The organism is Treponema denticola ATCC 35405 (assembly GCF_000008185.1).
In the GTDB taxonomy this organism is placed as follows: domain Bacteria; phylum Spirochaetota; class Spirochaetia; order Treponematales; family Treponemataceae; genus Treponema_B; species Treponema_B denticola.
This window is the reverse complement of the sequence record NC_002967.9, coordinates 2,031,357-2,049,346: the sequence shown is the minus strand read 5'-3', so window position 1 is coordinate 2,049,346 and position 17,990 is coordinate 2,031,357. Positions and strand designations below refer to the sequence as shown.

Here is a 17,990-nt window from a genome sequence, read left to right as displayed (position 1 = left end):
GGATATTTTAAGATTTAAAAAACAAGAATGAGAGATGAAATGGAAAATTTACCTTCTTTTTTTGATTGTATTTGTATTTTTGGTATGTATTTTGTTAATTTATATTCATATGGTGGGTGGTAAAAAAAACTTTAAGGTAACCAGTAAAGAAATGGAAAAAATGAAAAATAGGAATTTATTAAAACAACAAGATAGTTTAACTTCTCGGACAGCGATTGAAGCAGAAATCCTTTTTGCGGTTTGTGTAATCAAAAAGCAAGCTCTGACCGGAGGGAAGAGCCTTGCCCGTGAAAACAAATACAGCAAAAAGATTGGAGCGAAAAGCGCGGTGCTCAATTTTGTTTTCTTCGTAATGCTAAAAAACAAAATTGAGCAGTCCGCCAAAAGAAACTCATTACTGAAAAACCTTACTGACAGGACTTTTGAAAATAGGTGGAGCAGATACAAGGAGTTAGGCAAAAAAGTACCGCAGGCGTATCGGGTATACGTCGAGGACACTTTTTTGCCGTGCGACGCAGGAGATGCCCGCATATTTTCAAAAGAACAAGAGTATACCACCTATTACTCTTACGAAGACGGCTACTATGATAGAGAAACAAAGGAATTCTACGGCTTTGCCAAGGTAACAAAAAGAAGCGAGGGCGGAACCGTACAAGAAACCGAATATTACAACGACAAGTATTATAGAAAAGGCATGGTAAAAAAAAGTAAAACCATATACGGAGGATTTACCTATAACGAAAAAGAAATAGAAGTAGATACATCTCCCCATGCGAGAATAATAAAAGAAGAAGTAATTCAAAGAGAAAAAGATAGCCCCTATAGTTACCTAAAAACTTCAAAACGCTATGTATACGATAAATACGGCAACGTTACAAAGCTCTATGATGAAGGAGACGTAACAAAGGCAAATGACGACATAACGGCAGAAATAACTTACTGGAAGGGAGGAAGTGAAGAAACCTACTTTAAAGCACACCCTGAAAAAATAGAAGTAAAAGATACAAATAATAAACTCCTACGCAAAAGAGAAGGAAGCTATGACAGTAAGACGGGAGCCTTAACTCAATTAAACGAGTTTTATGAAGGAGGCAAATACTTAAAAACCGAAATCGAATGGACAAAAGAAGGAGCAATAAGAGTCATAACCGCCCCCACCGGAAAAAGAATTGAGTACAAATACTTAGACGGCATATACCCGATTGAAATAAAAGAAGTAAGCGCAAAAGGAGATCAAACTTACACAAGCACTATAGAATGGGACAGCGTCTTAGGCGTAAAGTTAAAGGAAACGGACAGTGCAAACAACACCATGACTTATAAATATGACGGCTTTGGAAGAGTAACAGAGGTACGAAGTCCCTACGACACAGACAAAACCCCTTACGCAAAATATACATATTTTACTCCAAAAGACTCCTTTTGGTACACCGTAACTGAAAACAAAATAAGCACAAGAAAAGAAGATAAAGCAGTAATGCGTACAATCGTAACCCACGACGGTCTGGGAAGAATAAACTACACAGCCAAAGAAGGAGAAGTATACATAGACGGAACCGATTACCAAACCCAAACAGGCTGGAATGTTTCGGGAGCGGTTTATTATGATGAAGACGGAAGAAAAAAAGGAGAAGGACAGCCCGTGTTCTATGGAGGAGATATACAAAATGAATTAAGCGGAAGCTCAAGTCAAATCCTTTTATATGAAAAATTAAACGAATTAAAACACCCTACAAGCTATGAATATGACGGACTAGGCCGCGTAATAAAAACAACCCTTCCCGACGGAAACAGTCAAAAAACGGAATACTCGATAGACGCTTCCTTACAAATAACAAAAACAATAGACCCTAAAGAAAACATAAACATCAGTAAAAAAGATATAAGAGGAAACATAAAAGAAGTAGAAAGACGTGATAAAAACAATACCTTACTAACCAAAGCCCGATACGAATATTCGGTATTAGGAGAAATGTTAAAAGCCTATGATGCTAAAGACAACTTATTGGCAGTAAACTATGACATGCTTGGACGGCGTATAAGCTTAGAAAGCCTTGATATGGGAAGAAAAGAATGGAACTATGACGATAAAGGCCGATTGGAATATGAGACGGATTCAGTCCTGCGCTCAAAATTAGCTTCAATAAAATATGAATACGACGGACTGGACAGAATAATAAAAATAGACTATCCTTTTAGTGAAGATGTAGAATATGAATACGGAGCAGCGGGAGAAAAAGGAGCGGGAGAAGTAATCCGCAAAAAAGATGAAACGGGAGAGACAATGTACAGCTACGGCCTACTAAACGAGGTAAAGGTAGAAACACGGACAATAAAGAGGGGAAGAGAATTTCAAAAACCCGTAACTGCCGTGTTTAACTATGAAGCCGATTACTTAGGCCGAATGCAAAGCATAAGCTACCCTGACGGAGAAGTGCTGACTTACAACTACGACAAGGGCGGACAATTAAAAGGAGTTATAGGTAAAAAAGGAATAGAAACCTATAGGTATGTAGACAATATCTTATACGATGAACACGGTCAGAGAGTCTACATCAAATACGGAAACGGAGTAGAAACAAGATATACTTACGACCCTGCACGGCGTTGGCTAAAAGACATAAAGACAGAAAACAAAGATAAGAATTTGGTATTCCAAAAAATAAACTATAACTTTGATGCAGTAGGGAATGTAGAAGGCTATATAAATACTTCAAGCAAATATGAAACAAGTCAAAGCTACAGTTATGACAATTTGTACCAACTTATAAAAGCCGAAGGCACGCACAAACAATACGGAGGAATAAACCCTAACCCCGATAACCCGCATCCTTCAAATCCCTTATACACAAATAAATACAGACAAACCTTTGCCTTCGACATAATAGGGAACATGACGAATAAGAGCAGCACCACAAACCTTCCCGGAGGCTCAATAGGAACTACGGATGACACAAAACTAAACTATGAACTGGATTATGAGTATGACAGTAAATACGCCCACCGCTTAATAAGAGCCGGAACCCGATACTATCGCTACGACGCCAACGGCAACATCACTGCAGAAAAAGACGGAAAGTTCAGCGACAAAGAAGAGCTTACCTTTACCTACTCCTACTTTGCAGAACATGACGTATACGGCGTAGACTACGGCTTTGACCTAGAACCCCCTGAAGATGACCCTGCAAACCTAGAAAGCGGAGGCACAACAAGTACTACACCTACAGGAGGCTACAGAAGAGATTATACATGGAATGAACGCAACCTATTGATAAAATCAGACGATAAGTTAAACACCGTAATATACCGCTACGGCGATGACGGACAGAGAGCCTTAAAGTTTACTCAACAGAGTAATAGCGAGACATTGTATTTTAATAACTTTTATTCGGTACACCAAGTTGCCCATGAACCTAATCACGAACATGGATTACGAGTGAGCAAACACATTTTTGTCGGAAACTCAAGATTAGTAACCGCTATGACGCACGCGGATAATAATGGAGACACAACGGAACAAACTGAAAAGCGTTACTACTACCACGCAGACCATTTGCAGAGTGCACAGTTTATAACAAATGCTAAAGGAGAGCAGTATGAACACATAGAATACACGCCTTACGGAGAACTCTGGATTGAAGAGACTGCACCGGGTATTGATAAATTACCGTTCAGGTTTACGGGGAAAGAGATGGATGAGGAAACGGGATTATATTATTACGGTGCACGGTATCTTGACCCAAAGTATAGTAGATGGCTTAGTGGGGATCCGGCACTAAACGATTACATACCTAAAGCACCCATTGACGATGAGGCGAAAAAGCATAATGAAAATTTGCCAGGTATGGGAGGCATATACAACACGATAAACTTACATGTGTATCATTATGCCGGGAATAATCCGGTGAAGTATACCGATCCAGATGGAAGAGAAATTGAAAATCTTGATCCATCTCAAGAAGCAAAACTTTTAGAGAATATTATCAATGTTGCTGGTACAGGATTTTATTTTGAAAATAATAAACTAAAATTTGATTCTTCAAGTAAAGCCTCCGGTAAATATTCACAAACTGCACGTGATATTTTAATAGCAGGGATAGCCTCTAGTAAGACTACCTATGTTTTGCCTGCAAGTCCTGAAAAAATTCAAGAATTGCTTCCTGATGCTTATGGAGAACTTGGATTTGCCAGACGTGTTTCGGGTGAACCTGGTAATACAGTAGGGGTGTATATGATTGATGTACCTACTACACAAGCTGCTATCGATTATTTAAATAATACATTTAATTGTACTCCTTCTGAAGCTGATGAATTAGGGTTTATTCACGAAGTGTTGGGACATGCAATTTGTGATATGGGTATTCCTGGATATAATAGTAAAACTGATATTATGAAAATAGAAAGAAAAATTAGAGAAGAACTTGGTTGGAAAGGTGTATCTAGATCTCTTAAATCTGAAGAAGCGGATTTAACAGGTTTATTTTTTAGGATAAGAAAATGAAAAGATTGTTTATATTTATTTTTTGTTCAGCTGGTTTGCAGGTTTTATTTTCTCAATCAATATCTATTGAGAAAATATATCAGACACAGAAAGATGTTTTTATCGATATATATCTTGAGACTGATAAAAAAATTAAAGTTTCAGAATACGATATACAGATGGAAAATGATCAATACATCACCCCTTTCGGTGCAAGTCAAAGAAACTACATCTGTATATATAAAAAGAATGAAGATAATAGCTACCAACTGATACTGACAAATTGGTTTTATGATGAGATATATGAATATTTAAAATATTATATTGTAATTCCTAGAAACGGCATTAAATATAACCTCGTAGAATTTTCAGGGTGTAAAAATATTATTATCCATATTCCACGATGTTACAATAATGAGACCGAATATAGAAAAATAACATCTGTGAAAGTTGTATTCTTTTACAATATCGATTATGAAAAATATGAAATTTTAAAAACGGAAAAAAAATGCGATATTACTGTATATGATTTGCGTAATGTTTATTGGAAAAATGAATATTGTTCTGAGCAATTATTTGACGAATCAGGATATATAGATTTAAATAAATTAAGAGAATAAATGAAGATTAGTTATTGTCGTATACAACCAAACTATCTCTTTTCTCGGACAGCGATTGCAAGGGAGCAAAAGCAATTTATAAAAATTGCTTTTGCTGTACATCTTTCCGCAGTAATTTCTGCGGAAAGATACCGAAGCGATAGCGTAGCCCTGAAAAGCGCGGTGTCGGTATTTGTGTACTTTTATAGTGTATTGATGGTACACAAATACTGGCAGTCCGCCAAAAGAAAGTTATTATTAAACAGTCCCACTGACAGGACTTTTGAAAATAGGTGGAGCAGATACAAGGAGCCTAGTAAAAATAAAGCGGAGGCGTATCGGGTATACGTCGAGCATTTATTTTTGCGTAGCGACGCAGGAGATGCCCGCATATTTTCAAAAGAGGTAATCCACGACGGTCTAGGACGCATAAACTACACAGCCAAAGAAGGAGAAGTATACATAGACGGAACCGATTACCAAACCCAAACAGGCTGGAATGTTTCGGGAGCGGTTTATTATGATGAAGACGGAAGAAAAAAAGGAGAAGGACAGCCTGTGTTCTATGGAGGAGATATACAAAATGAATTAAGCGGAAGCTCAAGCCAAATCCTTTTATATGAAAAATTAAACGAATTAAAACATCCTACAAGTTATGAATATGACGGACTAGGCCGCGTAATAAAAACAACCCTTCCCGACGGAAACATACAGCGTAATGAATACTTGATAGATTCTTCCTTACAAATAACAAAAACAACCGACCCTAAAGAAAACATAAACATCAGTAAAAAAGATATAAGAGGAAACATAAAAGAAGTAGAAAGACGTGATAAAAACAATACCTTACTAACCAAAGCCCGATACGAATATTCGGTATTAGGAGAAATGTTAAAAGCCTACGACGCTAAAGACAACTTATTGGCAGTAAACTATGACATGCTCGGAAGGCGCATAAGTTTAGAAAGCCTTGATATGGGAAGAAAAGAATGGAACTATGACGATAAAGGAAGACTTGAGTATGAAAACGACTCCGTATTAAGATCAAAATTAGCGTCAATAAAATATGAATACGACGGACTGGACAGAATAATAAAAATAGACTATCCTTTTAGTGAAGATGTAGAATATGAATACGGAGCAGCGGGAGAAAAAGGAGCGGGAGAGGTAATCCGCAAAAAAGATGAAACGGGAGAGACAATGTACAGCTACGGCCTACTAAACGAGGTAAAGGTAGAAACACGGACAATAAAGAGGGGCAGAGAATTTCAAAAACCCGTAACTGCCGTGTTTAACTATGAAGCCGATTACTTAGGCCGAATGCAAAGCATAAGCTACCCTGACGGAGAAGTGCTGACTTACAACTACGACAAGGGCGGACAATTAAAAGGAGTTATAGGTAAAAAAGGAATAGAAACCTATAGGTATGTAGACAATATCTTATACGATGAACACGGTCAGAGAGTCTACATCAAATACGGAAACGGAGTAGAAACAAGATATACTTACGACCCTGCACGGCGTTGGCTAAAAGACATAAAGACAGAAAACAAAGATAAGAATTTGGTATTCCAAAAAATAAACTATAACTTTGATGCAGTAGGGAATGTAGAAGGCTATATAAATACTTCAAGCAAATATGAAACAAGTCAAAGCTACAGTTATGACAATTTGTACCAACTTATAAAAGCCGAAGGCACGCACAAACAATACGGAGGAATAAACCCTAACCCCGATAACCCGCATCCTTCAAATCCCTTATACACAAATAAATACAGACAAACCTTTGCCTTCGACATAATAGGGAACATGACGAATAAGAGCAGCACCACAAACCTTCCCGGAGGCTCAATAGGAACTACGGATGACACAAAACTAAACTATGAACTGGATTATGAGTATGACAGTAAATATGCACACCGCTTAATAAGAGCCGGAACCCGATACTATCGCTACGACGCCAACGGCAACATCACTGCAGAAAAAGACGGAAAGTTCAGCGACAAAGAAGAGCTTACCTTTACCTATTCCTACTTTGCAGAACATGACGTATACGGAGTAGATTACGGCTTTGACCTAGAACCCCCTGAAGATGACCCTGCAAACCTAGAAAGCGGAGGCACAACAAGTACTACACCTACAGGAGGCTACAGAAGAGATTATACATGGAATGAACGCAACCTATTGATAAAATCAGACGATAAGTTAAACACCGTAATATACCGCTACGGAGATGACGGACAGAGAGCCTTAAAGTTTACTCAACAGAGTAATAGCGAAACTCTTTATTTCAATAACTTTTACTCCGTACACCAAGTTGCCCATGAACCTAATCACGAACATGGATTACGAGTAAGCAAACACATCTTTGTCGGAAACTCAAGATTAGTAACTGCAATGACGCACGCAGACAACCACGGCGACACAACCGAGCAGACAGAAAAAAGATATTATTATCATGCAGATCATCTGCAAAGTGCACAGTTTATAACAAATGCTAAAGGAGAGCAGTATGAACACATAGAATACACGCCTTACGGAGAACTCTGGATTGAAGAGACTGCACCGGGGATAGATAAGTTACCGTTTAGGTTTACCGGCAAGGAACTGGATGAAGAGACTGGACTGTACTATTATGGTGCGAGGTATTTAGACCCGAAATATTCGAGATGGTTGAGTGGAGATCCTGCGTTAGGTGAGTATATTCCGCAAGCTCCGGTAAATGACGAAGCTAAAAAACACAACGAGAACCTGCCCGGAATGGGAGGTATATACAACACGGTAAATTTACATGTTTATCATTATGCGGGGAATAACCCGGTGAAGTATGTGGATCCGAATGGAGAAAAAATACTGGATGTTAGTACGACTTTGGTTCAAGAAAACGGAGAAGAAGATCCCTTAGGTAAGGGTAATACTACAATTGCTTCACATGGCTGTGTTTTAACAGCATATACTAGAATTGCAAATGCGATAAGTGCTATTGGTGAACGTACATTACAAAACGCTAATTCATTGGCTCTTAAGAAGGATATTTATGATGGAAATAACAAAAATTTAATATTTAACTCTCCTACTGCTTCCAAATTAGTAAATTCCATATCTATTCTAAGTGAATATAAAATGTCATTTTATAAATCATTAAATAATATTAGCTTAAATGAATATGGTAGCGAATTGGAAAAACTAAGCAAATCAGAAGACTTATATGCTATTACCATTAGAGTTTCAAATAAGTATGGAGGCCATACTGTCAACATGAATTCTGATGGAATTATTGTGGATACTGAAGATAATTATACCATCAAAATTAATAACACCTCAGAAAAAGGATATTTACCGTCAACGGTTGTTAATGATATCATAACGGATTCTTCAGCTATAATCCGTATTGATATATTTAAGATAGAAAAGGTAAAAACTGTTCCATTTTTACCCGAATAACTTATTAAGGAGGTATGATAAACAGTTCGGCACAAATGGTGCCTCTCTATTTATCTGCCGAGTTTGCCTTTCGGCAAACGTCGCATTATTATATGTGCTTTTTCACTTCGTTGCAAAAGCACGGAAAAAACTTTTTTCGGAAGCTGAGGCTTCCTGCAAAAAGTTTTTATGGGAGACTAAATAATGAAAATGTTAAGGAATATGATTTTTATTTTTATGTTGGTTCTTTTGGTTTCATGTACAAAAAGAGAAAACAATGAATTAGATAATAGTAAGATTTTAAATAATATAAACCTAGATTCAAAAAAGGATGATGATATTTATGACCGTGGCTTTCTAATAAAAGAATTAAAAAATAATGATTTAATTCCGTATGATTTAGCTTATCTTACAAAAAAACCTGAGTCTATTTTTGTATATGTTATAAAAAGTGAATGGGCACTGAGAGAGGCTATATCTGATTATGAAAAATATGGTGAGAGTTCAGGGGAAATACCTAAATTGGAAAATTTAGGTAAGCGAGAATTTATTTTTGAAAGACATTATGATTATTACGGTAATTATATATATGAAAAAAGAAAGACGGTTGCCGGATATATATATGAGAGTATCAAATATGATAAATATAATCGTCCTATAGAAAAGATAGAAATCTATGAAGACTCTTATGTTAAGAAACTTACGAGTATGATAGTTATTGAGTACGCTCCGGTAAAACAATCAGATAATATATTAGAAGCAAAAATATATAAAGCTGATAAAAATGGAGATAAGAGAGAAATAAATATAGTTAGATCAGGTAAAAAAGAAAATATTTATTTTTTTAATGACAATGAATTTTATTTTGAAAATAATCAAATCACAAAAATTAATACTCCTGATAAAAAATGGATATTTAAATATGCTAATAATACTTTTTTATCCGAGATAGGAATTTCTCATGCAGGAGTAGGATATGAATCTATAAAAATGGAATATGAAAAAGGTGAGTTGGTGCGATGCATAAATGTATTTGGAAAATCAAAATCACGGTATAAATTTATCAGATACGACAAATTTGGAAATTGGATAGAGATGCAAATATTTCATGGAGATAATACTGATTTTACAGATACTATTATCCGTGAAATAAAATATTATAAATAAATACCTAATATTATCTAAAAAACAATATTAAGTATTTTAGAATAGATAAATAAATGAAAAAAAATTTTCTTGAATAGAAAATTTATTGATGTAAATTATTTAACTGCTTATTGATAGTATTAAAAATATTGATACAATTCCTGATGATATCAAACAAGAAATGTTAAAAACGATTAAGGAGATAATGTAAATGACTCGCTCAAAAAAATATATTTATATGCTGTTTATTTATTTATCAGTTACTTATATTTATTTAATTATTTATGCAATAATAAATAAATATAAAATGGATGATATGTTATTTATGTTACGCATATATTCATGGATGCTGTTGATACATTTTGGAATGCTTATTTTCGGTAAAAAGACTTTGTTTAATTATATAAAAAATACTTTTGGGCTCCAAATTTTTATGCTTGTTTTAGGGTTTATATATTTACTTGTATATTTATTTATTATTTTTAATACGACCGGTTTTAATAGATATATGTGGAGTTTTGTCGGTTTAGGAATAGTTTCAGCTGCCTTTTGTACATTTTTTTATTTACGAATAATAGAGGAATGATGAGTTATTTATAAATACTATTAATAAAATGAAGAAGTTTTTCAGAAAAAGAAGTAAAAGGCTGTACTATCTCATTAATTTTTGATAGAATAGCCGTATCTTATGATTAGTCGGAGTGAGGATTGATTATGAAAAAACTATATATTTTATTAATGGTTTTTGCTTTGTTTTTTTCATGCAAAAAAAGTGATGAAAAAAAACTTTCAGGTACAGTTTCTAAAAAAACTGAAGTAATTATAAGTAATACTGAAAAAGAAATTTCAAAGCAGGTTGCCGATTTTGATAAAGACAAATTTTATGAAAGAAGCTTTTTACTTGATTGGAATTCTTTTATACCTAAGGGACGTAACAGTAATTTTCTCCCTTCATCATACAGTTATACTAAACATGGGGTAAAGTATAAAACCTTGATTATATGGAAGGTATATACCGAATACGGAATGGATAAATTGCTTCAAAGTTATGCTGAAGGAGGAGAGATGGGCGGTCAGTCTTATACAAAAGATAATACAGGAAAAAAGCTGCTTGTTGCAGGCTACAAGTATGATGAAAACGGATGCCTTGTATCAAGTATAGAACCTATCCTTTACGGTGAAGGCGGGCAAATGGAAACTCTATATAAGTATGACTCATATCATAGATGTACTGCTTCATATAGCAGGTATATTCCTGAAATTGATTTAATTCCTTACAGCGCTGAGTATGATCAAAAGGCTGAAAACTGTATTATAACGCAGGAAGGTTCAAAGGAGTATACTCCCATAAATAAAACAAACGATGTATTAGAATGTAAATCTTATTATGTTCACTCTGACGGAAAAAAAGATTTAATTTCTACAATAAAAGAAGGAAAAACTGAAGATTATTTTTTTTATAATAATCAAAAAGTTTTTTTAATAAATAATCGGCTTGAAGAAATAAAAGATGAGAATGGTGTATGGAAGTTTTTATATAATGAGAATGAACAAATACTTGAAGCAGTGCAAACTGCAAATAATAAAGTAAAGGAAAAATTTTTTGATGCAAAATATAAAAACGGCAAATTAATTGAAAGTAAATATGATGATGGAAATTCTGTAATAAAAACCGTTTATAAAAAATATGATAGCTTCGGAAACTGGCTTGAGGCGGACATTCATTATAACAACGATGAAAATTGTTCGTTTACTATTTTCCGTGATTTTGAGTATTATGAATGACAGTTGATTAACTTATATTTTATTTCTAAGGAGGCTTTAAGATTATCATAGAATATTTTATAGGTATATTTTCAAAATCTATAATTATAAATCTTTTGATAAATATTGTTTTTCAGTTCATATTGGTGATAAATTGTGTTTAGAAAGATCTATTTTTATGTTAGAGAAACCTAAAAATATAATTTTATTTAATGAAAACGCAATTTTTAATTTAATTTCAAAAATTGATTTATAGAAAAGGTAAAAACTGTTCCATTTTTATCCGAATAACTTATTAAGGGAGGCTAAATAATGAAAATTTTAAGGAATATGATTTTTATTTTTATGTTGGTTCTTTTGGTTTCATGTACAAAAAGAGAAAGCAAGATGATTGTAAATGATGTTCAGCAGAATACCATAACTGAAAGTTCTAAGAATATTGACAAAACTCCTAAAGAAGAGAAAATTGAATTTGATACTTCAGGAAGTGGTAAAAAAAGTTGTTTTCCATATGGAGCTAATATTGTAAATAATACAAATTATCCGTCAGATATTAATTTTGGTGATATATCTTTATTTCCAACTGATGCCCGTTATTTGAATGAAAATTTTAGATATAAGAAAATAATTTCTTGGCGCCGGTGGGATGAGCCTGCAATAAAACGAAAGTTAAAAAGTTATGCTGAAACCTCGGAAGGTGAAAATTTTATCGGTCATAAATATAGTTCTGCAGATATAGGTTTGATGCAATTAGAATCTGCAATTTTATTTGACGAAGATCAAAAGAAAATTATTGAAGTAGAAGATTCTCCATATTATGATGGTAAAATAGTAAAGTTGAATGAATATAATGATCTTGGTCTTCAAACAAATATATATGATTTTAGATTGGATAATGAAATTATCTTATTTAGTGAAGAATTTTATAATGAATTAAAAAATATTGATGATAAATTAATGTATTCTTATGAATACATTGATATTAAAGATAATCCGAATATTTTGAAATATAATCACTATTTTTATCATTCTAAGGGAAAAAAGCTTTTGGAAAGCGGCCGAATAAGTAAAACTCTTAACATGAAAAATACTATGGATAATAATTTTTTTATTGCAAGAGCTAATAAAAGTTTAAAGTATTATTTAAAAGAAACTCATTCTTATGCATTATTTTATTATGATGAAATGGGGAGGCTTAGTAAAATAGAGCATCTTCCTACTTCAATGGGGTGGAAATTCTATGATGTAGAATATGATGGAAATAAACTATTGGAGGGGAAATTAAAATTCGATGAAAAATCGGATGCTTATTTTAAATATGTTTATACTAAACATGATAAAAATGATAATTGGATCGAAGCTAAAATATTTTATGATGATGATACTGAAGCTTCATATACTGCAATTAGAGAGATAGAATATTATGAAAATTAGGAAATCTAATACTTCAAAAATTATTTTTATTTTATTATGTTCATTTATATGTCTCATTATTATTTTTAACCCTGTAACGCTATATACGGTAGGCTGGCTAAGTGTAAAAATAATGGGTTCGATGGGAAATTTATTTAATTCTGCTGATCCGTCCATATCAATTAATATTTTTAAGAATACTCCTGCATGGGATTTGGCAAAAGCAGTTAATTCGCAAAATATAAAAAAAATAAATCAAATTTGTTCTGAGAACAAAGAATTGATAAATTACCGTGAGCCTCTTTATGGTACACCTCTGTTGTATTGGGCAATTGTAAACAGTAAGTATAATTCAGCAGAAATATTACTTAAAAACGGAGCTGATCCTGATCTTATGCAGCGTGCATCAAATAACACGCCTCTGCATTTAGCAGTTGGCAAGCGGTGGAAAGGCAAAAGTATTGATATGAATGAAAATATTAAATATACGAAACTATTATTAAAATATGGTGCAGATCCGAATATTCCATATTTTGAAGAATCTTATGGTGACAGAACCGTATTGATGAATGCAATATTTACAGGAGATAGTAAGTTATTGGTAGAGCTTCTGATTAATAACGGCGCCGATATCGATGCACGGCGAAATGCAGGTACTACTGCTGCAAGCCTCGCTTTACGTTTGAAGAGATATACCATTGCTCATTATCTTATAGTAGAATGCCATGCTGATATAACTGAAGCATGTTATGACCCTATGATAGATAAGAATTTGTATATATCACGAAAAGAAAAAATATATCCTGTAAATATCTTACGTGATTATTCTTGGGTGTTTCCGTTAGATAGTAAAGAATATAAATTAAAGCAGGATATAATCGCCGAATTTAAAAGACAGGGTGTCGATTATTATGCAACGCCTATTTCTGATAGAACGAAGTATCATATAAAATATACCTATCCTGATAATTATGAGGAAATGCTTGAAAAATTTTAAATATAAACATACTTATTAAGAAAATGTGTACACCGAGGATATTTGATGAAGAATAATTATAATCATAGGCAACCCAACTATCTCTTTTCTCGGACAGCGATTGAAGCGGAATGCGCTGTGCTGACACTTGTTTATTTTTATATTTTGTGCAATAATAAAAACTATAAGAAAGCTTCAGAATTCTTAAGGGCAAGGTGCTTGCACCGGCCCTTTAAACAGCAGTTTTGAAGATAGGAAGGGTTATGAGGAAGGGTAACAACCAACAATGTTTCGAGGTAAAGAAACTTTTATCTGACAAAAGTGTCTTTCCTCCCCTAACCACAGCTCCGATAGATGATAAAGCGAAGAAAGATAACGAAAACTTACCGGGCATGGGAGTCGTATACAATACGGTAAACTTGCATGTGTATCATTATGCGGGGTATTCGCAGCGCAGCTTCGAGCTATATAATTCGATTAAGTATGTGGATCCAGATGGGAGGGATATAGAAGAATCTCCAATTGTTTCTGGTTCTTTAGCTATTTTATTAGCGGCACGTGGCAGTATTGGATTTGCAAAGGATAGTAATAACCATATTGCGTTATATATTAAAGGAGAGCTAGGACTTGGTGCAGGTGCAGATATTGATGTAAAAAAAATGCTTTCTAATGTACTTGGTAATGCAGGTAAAATTTTTACAGATAAACTGTTACATAGTTTTTTTGATAAAATGTTAGGAGAATGATATATGTTTATACGAGTTAATCCGTTTCTTGGAATTTCAATATTTATATATTTCATATCGGGCGCGATAATGAGACTTTATTTGCAGATAAAAGGAGGACGGTTGATCTCAAAAAGATTAAATTGTTTGGAATCCTTAGGCATCGATAAAATTTTATTGTTTATACCTGAATTCGTCCCTTTGTCGGTATTAAAACCGATATATGAAGGGCTTTCAATTTTCGATACCGAAAAATATGAATTGGAAGACTATATAAAAATGTTAAAAATATACCGCAGAATATATGTTGTACCGTGTTTTATAGGCGGTAGTATTACTTTGTTATATACGTTCATAAGAGCATTTTCATAGGAGGATTATGAATTACGAAAAAGTTAATGCGAAGGCTTGTCTTATTGCCTCCGTTTTCCTTGGAATAGTTTATGTTTTGATTTTTTATTTTTTCCCTTCCGCAAAAGAAAATATGAAATATAAGAATATTGATTTTTGGGAATTAGTTCATGCTTTAAAAATTCTTTACTTATGTTTATTTGGTTTGGGAGTTTCTTTTTATAAGTTCAGTTTTAAACTTTTAAGAACAAAAATTGAGAATATATATCCTAAACTTATAAAATTTTTACTGGCGGTCTTTAAAATATTGCTTTATATAACTTCTTTTCTTTTATCAAAAACATATATTTCTATTTTTGATCCTAAACCAAAATTTATTTTTTTTGTTATTCATATTTTATTTTTAATTGTGGGTATTGTGCAAAATATTATAACGGAAGCTGTTTTTGATTTCCATTCGGATAACTATAATCATCCATATTTGCAGTTAATTTTAGGAAAATTTGTTTTTATATTATGTGCTTTGCCTCTTTATGTTGACTTTCTTGGAGGTGTTTATTTATTATTATCTTTATTTTAAATTATTATGAATAGTTGGAGTGCTAAAGAAAAATTATGCTAGATTATAAATATAAACAGTTTTATATTTATCTCCCTCGGACAGCGATAGCGGAACCTTGAAAAGCACGGAGCCGATACTTGTTTACTTTTATATTATAATGATAAACAAGTGTCAGCAGTCCGCCGCTCAAAGCTACTTAAGCAAAAAGCTATCACTATCTGAAATCCTCACTGACAGGACTTTTGAAAATAGACATGTTGGATGCAAGGAGCGAGAAAAAATTAACCGCAGGCGTACTTTATGTACGTTGAGGATTAATTTTTTTGAAGCGACGCAGCAGACAGCGTGTATATTTTCAAAAGAGGTTACCAGTTAAATCGTCCCTTAACCCATATAGAACTTATCTTGTTTAATTGTGCAAAGTCTCCTTTGCCGTCATAGCCTTTGGTGTAAAGGTCTCCGCCCAAAATTACATGCATGTTGTCGGTAAGGGAATAGTCAACCGCATAAGTGCTGAATGTACTGCCGTAATTTATATCGACTGCTCCGCTTGCAGAAAGTTTGAGCGTGTCCCGCAAAAACGTTTTGCTTATATTGAGGCTGACAAAACCCTTGTGTATGGGACGCTCTATATCGTTCTTATGGTTCAAAATTAGGTCTTCAAAATACTGTGCACTAAGTGTCCAAGAATTTTTAATCCAATCGAGTCCTGCGAGTGCCAATAGCTGGTGTTTACATACAGCCGGATCAAAGGTAAGCGGTACACCGTTTATGTTCGGAATTCCAAAACTAGGGTTTTGGTTTTTAGGTTCAAAATAACGCCCCCCAATCCATGCACTTTCCAATCTTATAGTTACATCGTCTGTAGGAATCGCGGCATCAATGCCCGCCATTCCTATACGGTAATATTCTTGATTTAGCGTAATAAAAGCCTTTTCCGGTAAGTTCATTGCATTCAATTTTACGTAGCCGCTTTTTGTAAAACGAGGGTTTTTATCCCAGCCATAAAAACCTGAAACCGAAAAATCTATGCCGGGTAAAAAGAAAGAAAGGCGGGCGGCAGCTTCCGTGTCGGTAAACATTTTCGGTTTTGTGCTTTCCGTCTTAGTATACTCAATCGGGGCGGTAATGGTACCTAACGGTGTTTGCATATCAAAAGTGTCCGGCGTATCGATATGGTATAGGTCGTTCTTTGCACCGTTTTCAAAGCCGAATCGCGGAAGTTTGTTCGGTGTAAAAAACGGTACGGCGACCGCTTCAAATGTAAAAATATCGTGGAAAAAGCGCAAGCGGATACTGTCCGACGCGAGTTTTGTATCATCGGAAGAAAGAGCTAAAAAGGCGGAAGAATCTTTTGCACTCAGCACATTGGTAAGGGAAAAGCCGTCTGCCTGTCCCCAGTTGATGAGCTGCCTTCCGAAACTTAAATCCCAAATCTCGCCCGAATAGCGGAAATAGGCTTCATTAAGTTTAAAGCCCGTGCGTGCGGGATTGCGGTAATTGTATTCTGCCGAGGCTGAAAGAAAGGCATAGGCCGAACCTGCAAGGACTTCTCCTTTTATTTGAGCAATAGAACGGGACAGACTATACTCGGCTCCTTTGTTCCATCTAAGACCGTGGGCTGTTTCCAGTTTTCCGCTTACCGTAAATACCGGTTTTCCGTTGTCATCTTCCAAATCATCAGTAAATTCTTCATCATCTGAATTATCGGCTGCTTGATATTCGGATAATGTTCCTCCTGCTTCCTGTGCACCGCACGGAAATGTTAATGCAAAAAATAACATACAGAATATAGTACCTAACAAGAACGCTTGTCTGTATTTTCGTATTGTTTTCATATCTTTATACCTCCCATAAAAATTCCCATAAAAACTTTTTGAAAAAAGTTTTTTCGATACAGCTTACCGTAAGAAATCGTTTTCTGCTGTGTACTTTTAGAAGGAAAACAGAAATTGTATCAGCATTACAATGCCTGTTTGAACCAGAGAAAAAAACGGCACTATTATAAACGGCCACAACAAAAAATGCTCCGGTATTCCTATAACCTTCATCCAATTTTTTGTTTGATAGATTGGGTTATCTTCTGTTCCCGGAATGACAATCAGCTTAGTCCACTTTTGGAATAAAAGACAATCCAACAAGAAAAAATCTCCGAAATTAACAATAATCCAATGAATATATGCGGTACAGAACAGTGCCTTAAATGTATGAATCCCGCCATATAATGTACTGCTTACTCCATAAAGCCAGCACGCTCCCACTACTATAACCGTAAAGATTCTGTTTGCTCGTTTTTCTTTCTTGCTCATCGGTTCAGGTGCCGCTTTTTGAATTCCCTTAGGATATGAATCCATCAAATATCTTGGGTTTGCTATTACAAGAGCCGCCGCCGAACCGTTAAATATGGCCGCCATCGCTATGCCGTCCAATATTGCCCTGATTATATCCATATTAACACATCCTTTTTAAAAGAAGCCTTTTGCAAATAGGCGAGGTAGATGCTAGGAGCGTACAAAAAACACCCGCAGGCGTACTTATTGTACGTCGAGGA

At 34.5% G+C, this 17,990-nt stretch carries 12 protein-coding genes; 10 read left to right on the top strand and 2 right to left on the bottom strand.

Annotated features, from left to right (window positions below; translation table 11 throughout):
* The first annotated feature begins 34 nt into the window (after nt 1-34).
* The 10 genes from TDE_RS09585 to TDE_RS09535 all read left to right on the top strand — a co-directional run bounded on the left by TDE_RS09585 (nt 35) and on the right by TDE_RS09535 (nt 15,457).
* On the top strand, nt 35-4,501 hold the full coding sequence (locus TDE_RS09585) for an RHS repeat domain-containing protein (protein WP_010957129.1): 4,467 nt from the start codon (nt 35-37) through the stop codon (nt 4,499-4,501).
* Complete coding sequence (locus TDE_RS09580; RefSeq protein WP_002674857.1) at nt 4,498-5,100, top strand: hypothetical protein; 603 nt, start codon at nt 4,498-4,500, stop codon at nt 5,098-5,100. Before TDE_RS09585 ends, TDE_RS09580 begins: the two co-directional genes overlap by 4 nt.
* Nucleotides 5,101-8,523 carry an RHS repeat-associated core domain-containing protein gene (locus TDE_RS09575; RefSeq protein ID WP_010957128.1) on the top strand — a complete coding sequence of 1,141 codons (3,423 nt, stop codon included), beginning with the start codon at nt 5,101-5,103 and terminating at the stop codon, nt 8,521-8,523. It abuts the gene before it with no gap.
* A gap of 183 nt (nt 8,524-8,706) precedes the next feature.
* Nucleotides 8,707-9,669, top strand: coding sequence for a lipoprotein (locus tag TDE_RS09570; RefSeq protein ID WP_002679787.1), 963 nt, complete (start codon nt 8,707-8,709; stop codon nt 9,667-9,669).
* 693 nt (nt 9,670-10,362) lie between these two features.
* Nucleotides 10,363-11,433, top strand: a complete 1,071-nt coding sequence (locus TDE_RS09560) for a hypothetical protein (protein WP_002679783.1) — start codon at nt 10,363-10,365, stop codon at nt 11,431-11,433.
* A gap of 291 nt (nt 11,434-11,724) precedes the next feature.
* Entirely contained in the window at nt 11,725-12,846 is a 1,122-nt protein-coding gene (locus TDE_RS09555; protein ID WP_002679781.1) for a lipoprotein, read from the top strand.
* Nucleotides 12,836-13,822: an ankyrin repeat domain-containing protein gene (locus TDE_RS09550; protein WP_002679779.1), complete on the top strand. Its 987-nt coding sequence runs from the start codon at nt 12,836-12,838 to the stop codon at nt 13,820-13,822. The genes TDE_RS09555 and TDE_RS09550 overlap by 11 nt, the downstream gene beginning before the upstream one ends.
* A 242-nt stretch (nt 13,823-14,064) precedes the next feature.
* Nucleotides 14,065-14,547 (top strand): hypothetical protein, encoded by a 483-nt coding sequence (locus TDE_RS09545; RefSeq protein ID WP_002679777.1) that lies wholly within the window; start codon nt 14,065-14,067, stop codon nt 14,545-14,547.
* A gap of 102 nt (nt 14,548-14,649) precedes the next feature.
* Complete coding sequence (locus TDE_RS09540; protein ID WP_245522413.1) at nt 14,650-14,898, top strand: hypothetical protein; 249 nt, start codon at nt 14,650-14,652, stop codon at nt 14,896-14,898.
* Between the two features lie 7 nt (nt 14,899-14,905).
* Nucleotides 14,906-15,457: a hypothetical protein gene (locus tag TDE_RS09535; RefSeq protein ID WP_002675442.1), complete on the top strand. Its 552-nt coding sequence runs from the start codon at nt 14,906-14,908 to the stop codon at nt 15,455-15,457.
* 347 nt (nt 15,458-15,804) lie between these two features.
* Here the strand turns inward: TDE_RS09535 and TDE_RS09530 are convergent, their stop codons facing one another.
* On the bottom strand, nt 15,805-17,277 hold the full coding sequence (locus TDE_RS09530) for a hypothetical protein (protein ID WP_002679773.1): 1,473 nt from the start codon (nt 17,275-17,277) through the stop codon (nt 15,805-15,807).
* A gap of 96 nt (nt 17,278-17,373) precedes the next feature.
* Complete coding sequence (locus TDE_RS09525) at nt 17,374-17,889, bottom strand: hypothetical protein (RefSeq protein ID WP_002679772.1); 516 nt, start codon at nt 17,887-17,889, stop codon at nt 17,374-17,376.
* Between the last annotated feature and the right edge of the window lie 101 nt (nt 17,890-17,990).

Bases quoted from the DNA above. Each gene is read 5' to 3' on its own strand.
- TDE_RS09560 (WP_002679783.1), top strand. From the start codon at position 10,363: ATGAAAAAACTATATATTTTATTAATGGTTTTTGCTTTGTTTTTTTCA.
- TDE_RS09525 (WP_002679772.1), bottom strand. From the start codon at position 17,889: ATGGATATAATCAGGGCAATATTGGACGGCATAGCGATGGCGGCCATA.
- TDE_RS09550 (WP_002679779.1), top strand. From the start codon at position 12,836: ATGAAAATTAGGAAATCTAATACTTCAAAAATTATTTTTATTTTATTA.
- TDE_RS09545 (WP_002679777.1), top strand. From the start codon at position 14,065: ATGAGGAAGGGTAACAACCAACAATGTTTCGAGGTAAAGAAACTTTTA.
- TDE_RS09555 (WP_002679781.1), top strand. From the start codon at position 11,725: ATGAAAATTTTAAGGAATATGATTTTTATTTTTATGTTGGTTCTTTTG.
- TDE_RS09535 (WP_002675442.1), top strand. From the start codon at position 14,906: ATGAATTACGAAAAAGTTAATGCGAAGGCTTGTCTTATTGCCTCCGTT.
- TDE_RS09585 (WP_010957129.1), top strand. From the start codon at position 35: ATGAAATGGAAAATTTACCTTCTTTTTTTGATTGTATTTGTATTTTTG.
- TDE_RS09530 (WP_002679773.1), bottom strand. From the start codon at position 17,277: ATGAAAACAATACGAAAATACAGACAAGCGTTCTTGTTAGGTACTATA.
- TDE_RS09575 (WP_010957128.1), top strand. From the start codon at position 5,101: ATGAAGATTAGTTATTGTCGTATACAACCAAACTATCTCTTTTCTCGG.
- TDE_RS09570 (WP_002679787.1), top strand. From the start codon at position 8,707: ATGAAAATGTTAAGGAATATGATTTTTATTTTTATGTTGGTTCTTTTG.
- TDE_RS09580 (WP_002674857.1), top strand. From the start codon at position 4,498: ATGAAAAGATTGTTTATATTTATTTTTTGTTCAGCTGGTTTGCAGGTT.